This window comes from Oceanobacillus sp. GQ8, from assembly GCF_059758495.1.
In genome coordinates, this window is the sequence record NZ_JCAXEV010000001.1 from 383,287 (window position 1) to 395,293 (window position 12,007).

At 37.8% G+C, this 12,007-nt stretch carries 12 protein-coding genes and 2 riboswitches; of the genes, 8 read left to right on the top strand and 4 right to left on the bottom strand.

Going from position 1 to position 12,007, the window contains the following annotated elements:
• Positions 1 to 137: 137 nt before the first annotated feature.
• On the bottom strand, positions 138 to 917 hold the full coding sequence (locus AC6CHS_RS02050) for a YqhG family protein (RefSeq protein WP_498233775.1): 780 nt from the start codon (positions 915 to 917) through the stop codon (positions 138 to 140).
• Positions 907 to 2,559 carry a DEAD/DEAH box helicase gene (locus AC6CHS_RS02055; RefSeq protein ID WP_498233776.1) on the bottom strand — a complete coding sequence of 551 codons (1,653 nt, stop codon included), beginning with the start codon at positions 2,557 to 2,559 and terminating at the stop codon, positions 907 to 909. The genes AC6CHS_RS02050 and AC6CHS_RS02055 overlap by 11 nt, the downstream gene beginning before the upstream one ends.
• A gap of 152 nt (positions 2,560 to 2,711) precedes the next feature.
• Positions 2,712 to 2,823, top strand: a riboswitch (glycine riboswitch).
• Positions 2,824 to 2,826: 3 nt separating this feature from the next.
• Positions 2,827 to 2,923, top strand: a riboswitch (glycine riboswitch).
• Between the two features lie 153 nt (positions 2,924 to 3,076).
• On the opposite strand from AC6CHS_RS02055, the gene gcvT reads away from it, so the two are divergent.
• Genes gcvT through gcvPB form a run of 3 tightly spaced genes read left to right on the top strand, consistent with a single transcriptional unit; the run spans position 3,077 to position 7,001 of the window.
• A complete protein-coding gene (gcvT, locus tag AC6CHS_RS02060) occupies positions 3,077 to 4,189 on the top strand; it encodes a glycine cleavage system aminomethyltransferase GcvT (RefSeq protein WP_498233777.1) in 1,113 nt (370 codons plus the stop codon).
• Positions 4,190 to 4,201: 12 nt separating this feature from the next.
• On the top strand, positions 4,202 to 5,551 hold the full coding sequence (gcvPA, locus tag AC6CHS_RS02065; RefSeq protein WP_498233778.1) for an aminomethyl-transferring glycine dehydrogenase subunit GcvPA: 1,350 nt from the start codon (positions 4,202 to 4,204) through the stop codon (positions 5,549 to 5,551).
• A complete protein-coding gene (gene gcvPB, locus AC6CHS_RS02070; protein WP_498233779.1) occupies positions 5,544 to 7,001 on the top strand; it encodes an aminomethyl-transferring glycine dehydrogenase subunit GcvPB in 1,458 nt (485 codons plus the stop codon). The genes gcvPA and gcvPB overlap by 8 nt, the downstream gene beginning before the upstream one ends.
• Before the next feature lie 58 nt (positions 7,002 to 7,059).
• Here the strand turns inward: gcvPB and AC6CHS_RS02075 are convergent, their stop codons facing one another.
• The gene (locus tag AC6CHS_RS02075) at positions 7,060 to 7,431 is read right to left on the bottom strand and encodes a rhodanese-like domain-containing protein (protein ID WP_036572633.1); all 372 of its coding nucleotides are present in this window, start codon (positions 7,429 to 7,431) and stop codon (positions 7,060 to 7,062) included.
• A 206-nt stretch (positions 7,432 to 7,637) separates the two neighbouring features.
• Between AC6CHS_RS02075 and mntR the strand changes: the two genes are divergently transcribed.
• Both mntR and AC6CHS_RS02085 read left to right on the top strand, forming a co-directional pair.
• Positions 7,638 to 8,057, top strand: a complete 420-nt coding sequence (gene mntR / locus AC6CHS_RS02080) for a transcriptional regulator MntR (protein WP_036572634.1) — start codon at positions 7,638 to 7,640, stop codon at positions 8,055 to 8,057.
• Between the two features lie 74 nt (positions 8,058 to 8,131).
• Positions 8,132 to 9,022 carry a patatin-like phospholipase family protein gene (locus AC6CHS_RS02085; RefSeq protein ID WP_498233780.1) on the top strand — a complete coding sequence of 297 codons (891 nt, stop codon included), beginning with the start codon at positions 8,132 to 8,134 and terminating at the stop codon, positions 9,020 to 9,022.
• A gap of 12 nt (positions 9,023 to 9,034) precedes the next feature.
• Here AC6CHS_RS02085 and AC6CHS_RS02090 read toward each other — a convergent pair whose 3' ends face one another.
• Positions 9,035 to 9,415 carry an SA1362 family protein gene (locus tag AC6CHS_RS02090; protein WP_498233781.1) on the bottom strand — a complete coding sequence of 127 codons (381 nt, stop codon included), beginning with the start codon at positions 9,413 to 9,415 and terminating at the stop codon, positions 9,035 to 9,037.
• A 258-nt stretch (positions 9,416 to 9,673) separates the two neighbouring features.
• Here AC6CHS_RS02090 and AC6CHS_RS02095 point away from each other — a divergent pair, with 258 nt between their 5' ends.
• The 3 genes from AC6CHS_RS02095 (at position 9,674) to efp (ending at position 11,959) form a co-directional block, all read left to right on the top strand.
• The gene (locus AC6CHS_RS02095) at positions 9,674 to 10,189 is read left to right on the top strand and encodes a YqhR family membrane protein (RefSeq protein WP_498233782.1); all 516 of its coding nucleotides are present in this window, start codon (positions 9,674 to 9,676) and stop codon (positions 10,187 to 10,189) included.
• A gap of 118 nt (positions 10,190 to 10,307) precedes the next feature.
• On the top strand, positions 10,308 to 11,369 hold the full coding sequence (locus AC6CHS_RS02100; protein WP_498233783.1) for a M24 family metallopeptidase: 1,062 nt from the start codon (positions 10,308 to 10,310) through the stop codon (positions 11,367 to 11,369).
• 32 nt (positions 11,370 to 11,401) lie between these two features.
• Entirely contained in the window at positions 11,402 to 11,959 is a 558-nt protein-coding gene (efp, locus tag AC6CHS_RS02105; protein ID WP_498233784.1) for an elongation factor P, read from the top strand.
• Positions 11,960 to 12,007 lie beyond the last annotated feature (48 nt).

Consider the following 12,007-nt stretch of genomic DNA (forward strand, 5'->3'; position numbering starts at 1 on the left):
TTATCTCTAAAGGACGTCGGTCTATCCCACTGTTGAAGGCAGTTCACTAGAGGAGCGGATGGAGCCGGATTATACCTTACCCCCATGAAAAGTTATCTTTAAACTTCGGTCTTTAGTACACCGCTCTCCGCACTTGGTTACACCTTGGAAAGATAAAACATGCCGCCATTTATAACCTCATAGGAGATAACAGGTCGATATCTCTCTTCAATCTCTGCAATTTCTTTTTCCATTGTTTCTGTCTCTATATCGTTTTGTTCTACATAAAAGTGTTTTAACGTGTCAATATCTTCCTTCATAGCTGAAAGGGAAGCTTTTGCCCAGTCATGGGTTTGGTTCTCAATGTAGTTGTCTATTACAGCCTCCAGTCGCTTAAAACCACTGTTTAGACGAATAATTGGTGATATTGTATAACAATAGTCAGAAATGGTTTGCTGTAGAGATAAGGTTCGGAGTGTATCCATCATTTCTGCTCTCATTTCACCTGTCACCATTTGTAAACCTAGAGAGAAGATTTCTTCTTTTTTCTGCTTGCCCTTATAACTTATTTTCAAATTGACCACAAGCCAAGGATACATAGGGGTATTTACTTGTGTATCAACACGCTGAAAAAGCTTTGTGTACTTCTCATTTTGCTTCAAATGACGAAGGATTTGTTGCAGGCGAGGACTGCCAAAATGAATCCATTCACCTTGTTCTTCTCTTTTGTCGGGGTTTGTTATAAATGTCAGCTGTTTTGGTTCACCTTCACGGCCCATCTTTTTAATATAATGCCAATAAAATGGTCTGTTCATTAATGCTCGGTCCATTTCTTCGGTTAGTTGAACCTGTAGGATGCCATTCCTATTACTGAGTAACTGACAGTGATGGGCACGGAAATAACCAGCGAGAAATTCATTTAAGTTTTCAATTGCCATATTGCTCCTCCTCAGATCCAGCATGGAACGTGTTCTTTAAGACATGTGAAAGGTTATCAAGCTTAATTTTTGCTTCACCCATTGACTCTGATTCAGAATAAATTGTTGCAATTTCTTTTTCCATGTTGGTTATCTCCAGTTCAGCTAATATATTATCGAGATGTCCAATAACCTTCTCAAATAGTTCTATTTTTTCATAAAGTAATGTCATAATATGTTCCTCAATTGTTTCTCTAATGGCAAAATTATATATGTGGACGTCATTTTCCTGGCCGTATCGATGGATTCTACCAATTCGTTGCTCTAATCGCATTGGATTCCATGGTAAGTCATAATTAATCATGTAGTTACAAAATTGAAGGTTAATTCCTTCTCCTCCTGCTTCCGTTGCGATGAGCACTTGAGCATGGTTTTCAAACAATTGGCGCATCCAATCTTTTTTTCCACGTTTAAACCCCCCACGAAATGGGACAGAAGAGATACCATGCTGTTGCAAATACCATTGCAAATACAATTGGCTAGCACGATACTCTGTAAACACAATGACCTTTTCATCTCCAATATCTTTTATCAACTCAACCAGCTTCTCAGCTTTCTTATGGTGCGGGAGTGCTTCAATTTTGCTGGTGATTGTTTGAAGTAATTCATTGGGATTATTTATATCATTAAGTTTTGCTAATGAAAGGTAGCATGCCTCTCTTGAGGAACAGAACTCTCTTAAATAGGTTATTTTTGAGAAAGAGCTTTTGTGAATACTATTCTCCAGTAACTGGTATACTTCTTTTTCAGGTTCAGAGAATTCTAGCCAGACTGTTTCGATATTCCGTTTCGTGTTTTTAATGGTGGTTTCCGCCCTTGTGTTCCTAACCATTACCTTTTGAACTAATTGCTTAAGAAATAGATCGTCCTTCATCTTTGTTCTATCTTTGCCAAACTTAGTAAGGAAGTCATCATAATTACCAAGATGGCCTGGTTTAAGAATGGAGACGAGGTTAAATATCTCTACAAGCTTATTTTGCACAGGTGTAGCGGTTAGTAATAAGCAATATTTCTTTTTTAAAGAGCGAACGAACTCGTAGTTTTTTGTTTTGTGGTTCTTTAACTTATGTGCTTCATCTATCAGAATTAAATCATAATCAATATCAAGAATTTTCTCTCTATGTGGAGAACGCTTCGCTGTGTCCATCGATGAAATTAAAATATCGTATTCTTCCCATGCATAGTTTCTTCGATGACCTATAGCAGGTATGTAAAATTTTTCATTTAATTCTCTTTCCCATTGGTTAACAAGGGAAGCGGGAACTAAGATTAAAATCTTTTTAACTAATCCTCTAATCATATATTCTTTCATGACTAATCCAGCTTCTATCGTCTTTCCAAGTCCTACCTCATCTGCTAGTATGGCTCGCCCATTCATCTGTTCGATAACCTGTTGAGCTGTTGAGACCTGGTGATCCATAAAATTCACATGCGGTAAGAAATCGAGCGACCGAAGACCATGGAATTCAGGTGTCATCGAGGTTAATTCTGCTTCGTACGTCATCGAAAATAGTTCCCAAGAAGACAAGGCTTCTCCTTTTTCTAGCTCTGTTTGTAATTGACCGATATAGTTAGAATCCTTTTGGATTGATATTTCATTCATAAGATACTTCCTTTATAAATAGTTTTATTAAGAGTTTCTTCATAATTTCTACTTTATAAAACATTTCTATGCTATAATGAATTTGAAATTAGAGCATTCCCTGTAATAAGTAGTACATAGTATATCCAACTTCAACTATTTCATAAAAGCGAATGATTACATGGGGAGAGATTATCGTTCCATTTCGTTAGTCAATTTGGAAGATAACGCCGAAGGAGCAAGCAAATATGCGAATCTCTCAGGCAAAAAGACTCTTGTAGGACGCACCTCTGGAGAGAGTTTACATAAGTAAACCACCCACGAAGCAAGTAGCTGTATGTACATAATAGGGACAGCTATGCAACTTTCTGGTTTAAGGACAGAGATTTCATTGATTAACAGTGGAATCTCTGTCTTTTTTTGTACGCTTGGAATTAATGCATAATAGCGATCCAAGTTTATAAAAACATTCATCGTCGCTATAGGTGAATAAGTGTAAAAATTTTTCCACTAAAAGTGGTGAAAAGGAGTGAAGATAATGACTGATCTACAGCGCACCCCATTGTATTCCGAGTATAAAAAAAGCGGGGCGAAGACAATTGATTTTGGCGGGTGGGACCTTCCAGTTCAATTCTCAAGCATTAAACAGGAACATGAAGTTACAAGGACAAAGGCAGGGCTGTTTGATGTATCACATATGGGCGAAATACACGTAACAGGGCCCAAAAGCAAAGAATACCTCCAGGGGATCACGACAAATGATGTTACAAAACTTGTTCCAGATCGAGCGCAGTATACACTGATGTGCTACCCAGATGGTGGAACAGTAGATGATTTTATTATTTATATGCTTGCAGAAAATGACTATCTACTCGTTGTAAATGCTGCAAATACAAAAAAAGATTATGAATGGTTAGTAGAGAATAACACTTACTCAAATGACGAGGTTTCGATCAGCAATGTATCCGATGATTATGCGCAACTAGCCTTACAGGGGCCACTGGCAGAAAGAATTTTACAGCAACTGACTGACACTGATTTAGGTTCAATAAAATTTTTCCGATTCGCACAGAGCGTTAAGATCGGCAACATTGCAGCGACTGCCCTTGTTTCAAGAACAGGGTATACAGGGGAAGACGGATTTGAAATTTATATTGATAAAGATTATGCACCCGATTTATGGAATCTTTTATTAGAAAAAGGAGCAAACCAAGGACTTGAACCAATTGGTCTAGGAGCAAGAGATACCTTGCGTTTTGAAGCAAATCTAGCACTCTATGGGCAAGAGTTATCCGCAACCATTACGCCAATTGAAGCTGGCTTAACATTTGCTGTGAAAGTGGATAAAGGAGACTTTATTGGTCGTGAAGTTTTAAAGAAACAATTAGAAGAAGGACCTGATCGTAAACTTGTCGGTATTGAAATGATAGATAAGGGGATTCCGAGACATGGTTACAAAGTTCTCTATGAGGGAGAAGAAGTCGGATTTGTGACATCGGGAACACAATCTCCAACTTTGAAAAAAAACATTGGCCTGGTACTAGTCAAACGAGAATTAGCTCAATTAGACCAACAATTGACTGTTCAAGTAAGAAACAGAGAATTAAGTAGTGTTGTAATTAAAACACCTTTTTATAAAAGAGAGAAATAGGGAGGGACCGAGATGGAATTTAGATATTTACCGATGACAGACTCAGACAAACAAGAGATGTTGGCAACAATTGGTGTGGACTCTACGGAAGAATTATTTGCTGATATACCAGAACAGATTCGCTTTAGAGGAAGTTTAAACTTAAAAAAGCCAGCAAATGAAGCACAATTAAAGAAGGAACTTGCCGATATGGCAAATAAAAATGTAAATCTTAAAACACATGCTTCTTTTTTAGGAGCTGGTGTTTATGATCATTATATTCCATCTGTTGTAGATCATGTAATTTCACGCTCCGAATTTTATACTGCTTATACGCCCTACCAGCCAGAAATTTCTCAAGGTGAACTACAGGCAATTTTTGAATTTCAAACCATGATATCCGAATTAACTGGATTACCTGTAGCCAATTCTTCGATGTATGATGGCGGAACATCTCTAGCAGAGGCTGTTAATTTAAGTGCAGCTCATACAAAACGAAAAAAAATTCTCGTGTCCAAAGCAGTACATCCAGAATCACGTGCTGTTATCGAAACATATGCAAAAGGGCCAGAACTGGAAATTGTGGAAATTGACTGTGAAGATGGGTATACGAACTTACAGCAATTGGCAGACGCAATCGATGAGGATACTGCAAGTGTCGTTGTGCAATATCCAAACTTCTTTGGTCAAATAGAGCCATTGGAAAAAATTAATGAGCTGGTAAAGAGCCAAACCAAAACAATGCTTATTACTTCAAGTAACCCGCTTTCACTTGGCTATTTGACACCACCTGGGGAGTTCGGCGCTGATATTGTGGTAGGGGATACGCAAGTCTTTGGTATTCCTGCGCAATTTGGCGGACCACATTGTGGCTATTTTGCAACCACGGATAAATTAATGCGCAAAGTACCTGGACGCTTAGTAGGCCAAACGGTCGATGAGGACGGTGTGCGAGGGTTTGTTTTAACATTACAGGCAAGAGAACAGCACATTCGAAGAGATAAAGCTACGTCAAACATCTGTTCGAACCAGGCGTTAAACGCACTTGCAAGCTCTGTTGCGATGAGTTCGATTGGAAAACACGGCTTAAGAAAAATGGCAGTTTTAAATATGAAAAAAGCTCGGTACATGAAACAGAAGTTGAAAGAGACAGGCCTGCGAGTTGCACATGAAGGGATGTTCTTTAATGAATTGGTAGTGGATCTTGGGTCCAACATAAGTGAAATTAATAAACAGCTTTTAAATAAAGGGTTTATTGGTGGATATGATTTGGGAGAGAATTATCCTGAACTTATAAATCATATGTTGATTGCTGTTACGGAGAGCCGTACAAAAGAGGAGATAGACATCTTTGTGAAGGAATTGGGGGATTTGCATGAATAAGAAGGATTTTCCGTTAATGTTTGAACGTAGCAAGGAAGGACGTACAAGCTATAGTTTACCTGAATTAGATATCCCGGATTTTGATCTGGATGCAGATATAGAAAGTAATTATATCCGAACTACCCCAGCAGATTTACCTGAAGTAAGTGAATTGGACATCATGCGCCATTATACAGGGTTATCAAATCGAAATTACGGCGTGGATTCCGGTTTTTACCCACTTGGTTCTTGTACAATGAAATACAACCCAAAGATGAATGAAGATGTAGCACGATTTGATGGATTTAGCCATATCCACCCATATCAGGAAACAGAAAGTGTTCAAGGTGCGATGGAAATGATGTATGACCTGCAGTCTTCTCTTAAGGAAATTACAGGGATGCATGAAGTTTCTTTGCAATCAGCAGCTGGAGCTCACGGCGAGTGGACGGCCCTCATGATGATCCGTGCTTTCCATGAAGCAAATGGGGACGTTAATCGGACAAATGTTATTGTGCCAGATTCAGCCCATGGTACAAATCCTGCGTCCGCAACAGTAGCTGGGTTTAAGGCTATAACGGTAAAAACGAATGAAAATGGTTTAGTTGATTTAGATGACTTAAAACGGGTTGTGGATGAAAAAACAGCCGCACTTATGCTGACAAATCCAAATACGCTTGGATTATTTGAAACGGAGATAATAGAAATGGCTGAGATTATTCATAGTGCAGGCGGGAAATTGTACTACGATGGTGCAAATCTCAATGCAATAATGGGGTATGCCAGACCTGGGGATATGGGATTTGATGCAGTCCATTTAAACCTTCATAAAACATTTACAGGCCCTCATGGCGGGGGTGGTCCTGGATCGGGACCAGTAGGTGTATCGGAGGAACTTGCCGCCTATTTGCCAAAACCTCTACTTACCAAAAAAGAAGAAAAATATGTATTTGAATATGATCGTCCTTCTTCTATTGGTAGAGTAAAGCCTTACTATGGCAATTTTGGAATTAACCTTCGTGCCTACACGTATATTCGAACAATGGGGGCGGAAGGACTTAAGAAAGCAAGTGAATATGCAGTTCTTAACGCAAATTATATGATGAGAAAACTGCAGAAGGAATATGATTTACCATATGACCAGCACTGCAAGCATGAATTTGTATTATCTGGCAAGCGACAAAAAAAGCTAGGTGTTCGAACACTCGACATTGCTAAAAGACTGCTTGATTTTGGCTACCATCCACCAACCATTTATTTTCCACTTAATGTAGAAGAAGCGATGATGGTGGAGCCAACAGAAACGGAGTCTAAAGAAACATTAGATGCATTTATAGATTCCATGTTAGCTATTGCGAAAGAGGTAGAGAATAATCCAGAAATAGTTCAGGAAGCCCCGCATAATACGATTGTGAATCGAATGGATGAAACACTCGCTGCAAGAAAACCAGTTTTAAGATATCAAAAATAGTAACATTTTCTATGGAAACAAATAAAAATCCTGAGGTCATTTGCACCCCAGGATTTTTTTATTTGGCTTTAATTTTACCTGTCCATTTCTTGAATCCGCCTTTTAGCTGATAAATATCTGTATAGCCTTTTTTATTTAGAAGTTGAGCCGCACGCGCTGATCGTGACCCACTTTGGCAGTATAGATATACAGGCTTGTCCGGCCTCATCTCAATTAAACGTTGTTTCATTTGTGTCAATGGTATATTTCTTGCGCCAAGGATATGCCCCTTGTCAAATTCCTGTGGTTCCCTGACATCGATTAATTGTGCTTTACGATAGCCTTCTCTGAACTGTTGCTCTGTAAGTACCTTCAGGTAGTTTTTCTGTCTAAAGTAGCGAAATACGCCAACAACCAATAAAGCAACAATAGCGATTACTAAAAATTCCATGCTAGTTTTTCCCCCGTCTGTCCGTATACTTCTTCTCTATTATATGCGCAAACAGCTATTTTTTCAAAGTATTTTCGTTCTTTTGAACCAAGTCAATAGAGTTGGTATATTTGCAACCACTTGTATAACAATATTATTTCATGTATCCTTTTATTAGAAACAGTTTTGCATTAGATAAAAAAAGATTCTTGAAATGAGGAGAATACATGCCTACACCAAGTATGGAAGATTATATAGAGCAAATCTATAACTTAATGGAATCGAAGGGATATGCAAGAGTTTCCGATATTGCCGAAGCACTAGAAGTACATCCTTCTTCCGTTACAAAAATGGTACAAAAACTTGATAAAGATGATTATTTAAATTACGAGAAATATAGAGGCTTCATTCTTACAGCTAAAGGGAAAAAGGTTGGAGAAAGACTAGTCTTCCGCCACGAATTATTAGAAGACTTCTTAGAAATCATCGGAGTTGAAAAAGAAAATATTTATGAAGATGTTGAAGGAATTGAGCATCATCTAAGCTGGAATTCCATTGACCGTATAGGTGACTTAGTGAACTACTTTAAGCAAGATAGTAAGCGGGTTAATCAATTAAGAGACATCCAAAAGCAAGCTGAGAAATAAAAAATAGTTCTATTATGTCATCCTTATGCTTAAAAATGTATAAACATCCTTTGTCAGGCATAAGGAGTGGTGTCATGAAAATCGATGGTGTGTTTTCAGGTGGCGGTGTAAAAGCCTATGCATTTCTTGGTGTTTTAGAAGTGTTGAAAAGTAAGGAATTGAAGCTTGAACGTGTAGCTGGGACATCGGCAGGCGCTATTATTGCTTCTTTTTTGGCTTCTGGATTTGATGTCGATGATATTCGTTTAAAGCTAGATGAACTTGATCTTAAAATGTTCCTCGACCCGCCTCTGATTACAAAGTGGTTACCGTTTAGTAAGTGGGTATTTCTCTATTTTCAACTGGGCATTAACAAAGGCGACAAATTAGAAAACTGGTTATATAGCCAGCTTGCTGAGAAAAACATCTATACATTTAACGATCTCCCCAGAGGGTATTTAAAAGTAGTGGTAAGTGATTTGTCACTAGGTAAGCTTGTCGTTATACCAGATGACTTGGAAAGAATTTATGGTATCAATCCGCTACATTTTCCTGTTGCAAAAGCTGTCCGCATGAGCGCGGGATTTCCTTATTTTTTTATGCCTAAAAAGCTTCCCGGAAAAAGTAATACTAAAAGTATTATCGTAGATGGTGGGCTGTTAAGCAACTTTCCTCTATGGATATTTGATAACCAAAAAGGAAAACAGGATAGACCGATTCTTGGTGTTAAGTTAAGTGAGACTGTGGAAAATACAGAGCCTAGAAGGATACGAAACGCACTAGATATGTTTCAGGCGCTTTTTGCCACAATGAAAATGGCCCATGACACACGTTACATATCTACAGCACAAAAAAGAAACATCATCTTTGTCCCGGTAGAAGGAATTGGTGCAATTAACTTATCTATTAATGAATCAACGAAGGAGAACCTTATAGATATAGGAATGGAAAGTGCTGAGGTTTTCTTACAAAAATGGCCAAAATAAAAATGACCCTACTTAAAAAGTAGCGCGGTCATTTTTTTTCTGCTTATTTCCCTCAATTACCCTAAGGTGAGAAGCCCGTTTTGACACTTTCTTTCTAGTCGGTGTTGAAACTGATTTGGTTCCCTTTGACTGTGTGTGGTAGACGGGCCGATTGTCTTGGTATTTTGCTTTCGATTGTTTTACTGCCTGCTTGTATTTTTTCATGTCATCCGAAGTAGTTCGCTTACGCAAAAATAAAAAATAAATAACACCAAAAAAAACAATCCCCGTACCAATCATGACTAAGATGTTAGTAAAAAACCCACTTGTATTTGTCAAAAGTTGAGATACTAAACCGATAGCAGCTAAACCAATAATGAGATAAATAAATATGGAGATTTTATTCCGTTGCATTGTTTTTCCACCATTCTGAAATTAATTCCAATTCTTCCTTACGAGGTTATCGCACTATTTATTCCTAAAGCCCATTTTCTATATGCTCTTATTATTTATTATTTCCTATAACACTTAAAAGTATTCAGTTTTACTAGAATGGTTTGTTTTTATTTTACTTGATTTTGATGCGGAAAACCAGTTGCTCAGAAAGAAAACATCACATTATATAGGATTGCAAATTCTTATATTGGTCATAATATTAAGCGAGGTGATCAAATGAGCGATAAGAAACAATTAGACCAAAATAAAAGAGAAGAGCCCTTAACATTATTTAGTCAGTCCGCAGTAACTGGATTTGTCGGTGGTGTGTTCTGGGGGCTTATTGCTACAATTTTAGCCTACTTTAACTTTACAGAGGTTGCACCAAAATCATACGTTTTGCGTTCATGGACAACAGCCACATGGACTGATGGATGGCTTGGTACCGTAATCACTATTATGATCCTAGGTGGTTTGTCTGTTTTGGTAGCATTTATCTATTACCTTTTCATGCGGAAAATAAACTCCATGTGGATGGGGGCTGTTTATGGTGTGATCTTATGGGGGATCTTGTTTTTTATATTAGATCCAATTTTCACTAATATTAAACCCATTCAGGAATTTAATCAAGAAACGATTGTGACGACTATTTGTCTCTATGTCTTATATGGAACTTTTATTGGATATTCATTATCTTATGATTACCATGATAAAGTAATGAAAGAGAAGAATGAACATAACAAGCACGCATAGCAGGCTAAATTGCACAGCAAAAGAACGTAAATACTTATTAATTACGAAGGTTTATGATAAACTGAAGTCATCCATCGTTTTACGTATAGAAATGTAATAGAGAAAGGGATGATTCTTAGTGGGGAAGCTAACAAAGTTACGTGAATTGTTAGAAAAAAATGAGTTGGATGCAATACTTATCACTAGTTCTATTAACAGACGCTACGTGTCTGGATTTACTGGAACTGCCGGGGTAGCACTTATTAGTAAAGAGCATGCACGTTTTATAACAGATTTTCGTTATACCGCTCAGGCTACTGAACAAGCAACTGAATTTCAAGTTGTAGAGCACAAACAATTAATTGAACAAGAAATACGTGACCAGCTAAAGGAAATGGGTATTAAACACCTTGGTTTTGAAAAGGATCATGTAACCTTTGCCCAATATGAAAATTATAAAAAAGTATTTGATGTTGACATGAAGCCTATTAGTGGTCTTGTTGAAGAAATGCGACTTATTAAAACAGCTGATGAACTAGCTGTAATGAAAAAGGCTGCTAAGATTGCGGATGATGCTTTTGTACATATACAGTCCTTTATTAAGCCTGGAGTTAAGGAAATTGATGTCTCGAACGAACTTGAATTTTTCATGCGAAAACAAGGTGCTGTTTCCTCCAGTTTTGATATTATTGTGGCATCTGGTCTTCGTTCAGCATTACCGCATGGCGTGGCTTCAAATAAAGAAATTAACTCAGGTGAGTTGGTAACGCTTGACTACGGAGCATGGTATGAAGGGTATTGTTCAGATATTACAAGAACCTTTGCAGTAGGAGAAATCAGTGACGAACTCACTACCATTTATAATACAGTCTTAGAGGCACAGCTTCTTGGTGTAGCGGGTGTTAAGCCAGGTATTACGGGTAAAGAAGCAGATGCACTGACACGGGACTATATTACGGAAAAAGGCTACGGAGACTATTTTGGCCATTCAACTGGCCATGGTCTTGGTCTAGAAGTACATGAAGGTCCTGGATTATCCTTTAGAAGTGATAAGAAGCTAGAAGCCGGTATGGTAGTAACGGTTGAGCCAGGAATTTATATTCCAGAAGTTGGCGGATGCAGGATTGAAGATGATATTATTGTAACCGAGAGGGGTAATGAACGCCTCACACACGCACCAAAAGAATTAATACATTTATAAGTTGAGCTTTTGATGAGGAGGAAAAAATAAGTATGATTTCAGTAAATGATTTTAAAACAGGACTAACAATTGAAGTTGACAATGATATATGGCAGGTTTTGGAATTCCAACACGTAAAGCCTGGTAAAGGAGCAGCCTTTGTTAGATCTAAGCTACGCAATCTCCGTAATGGGAATATTCAGGAAAAAACATTCCGCGGCGGAGAGAAAGTAAGTAAGGCACATATTGAAAATAGAAAGATGCAATATCTTTACGCTTCAGGGGATGCTCATGCATTTATGGATTCGAACTCGTATGAACAAATTGAGCTAACAACTGATCAAATCCAACATGAATTAAAATTCATTAAAGAGAATATGGAAGTTCATATCATTACTTATGATGGCGAAATATTAGGAGTAGACCTTCCAAATAACGTAGAGTTAGAAGTTATTGAAACCGAACCTGGGATAAAAGGAGATACAGCAAGTGGTGGATCTAAACCAGCAAAACTAGAGACAGGCCATTCTGTACAAGTTCCATTTTTCATTAATCAGGGAGACGTGCTTGTTATCAACACCTCTGATGGAAAATATGTATCAAGAGCATAAATTTCAAAGCATGAAGAAATAAAAAAGAGGCTGTACCAATTCATTTTG

Coding starts and splice junctions, on each gene's coding strand:
- gcvPA (WP_498233778.1), top strand. CDS start 4,202: ATGGAATTTAGATATTTACCGATGACAGACTCAGACAAACAAGAGATG.
- AC6CHS_RS02085 (WP_498233780.1), top strand. CDS start 8,132: ATGAAAATCGATGGTGTGTTTTCAGGTGGCGGTGTAAAAGCCTATGCA.
- gcvT (WP_498233777.1), top strand. CDS start 3,077: ATGACTGATCTACAGCGCACCCCATTGTATTCCGAGTATAAAAAAAGC.
- AC6CHS_RS02090 (WP_498233781.1), bottom strand. CDS start 9,415: ATGCAACGGAATAAAATCTCCATATTTATTTATCTCATTATTGGTTTA.
- AC6CHS_RS02050 (WP_498233775.1), bottom strand. CDS start 917: ATGGCAATTGAAAACTTAAATGAATTTCTCGCTGGTTATTTCCGTGCC.
- mntR (WP_036572634.1), top strand. CDS start 7,638: ATGCCTACACCAAGTATGGAAGATTATATAGAGCAAATCTATAACTTA.
- AC6CHS_RS02095 (WP_498233782.1), top strand. CDS start 9,674: ATGAGCGATAAGAAACAATTAGACCAAAATAAAAGAGAAGAGCCCTTA.
- efp (WP_498233784.1), top strand. CDS start 11,402: ATGATTTCAGTAAATGATTTTAAAACAGGACTAACAATTGAAGTTGAC.
- gcvPB (WP_498233779.1), top strand. CDS start 5,544: ATGAATAAGAAGGATTTTCCGTTAATGTTTGAACGTAGCAAGGAAGGA.
- AC6CHS_RS02055 (WP_498233776.1), bottom strand. CDS start 2,559: ATGAATGAAATATCAATCCAAAAGGATTCTAACTATATCGGTCAATTA.
- AC6CHS_RS02075 (WP_036572633.1), bottom strand. CDS start 7,431: ATGGAATTTTTAGTAATCGCTATTGTTGCTTTATTGGTTGTTGGCGTA.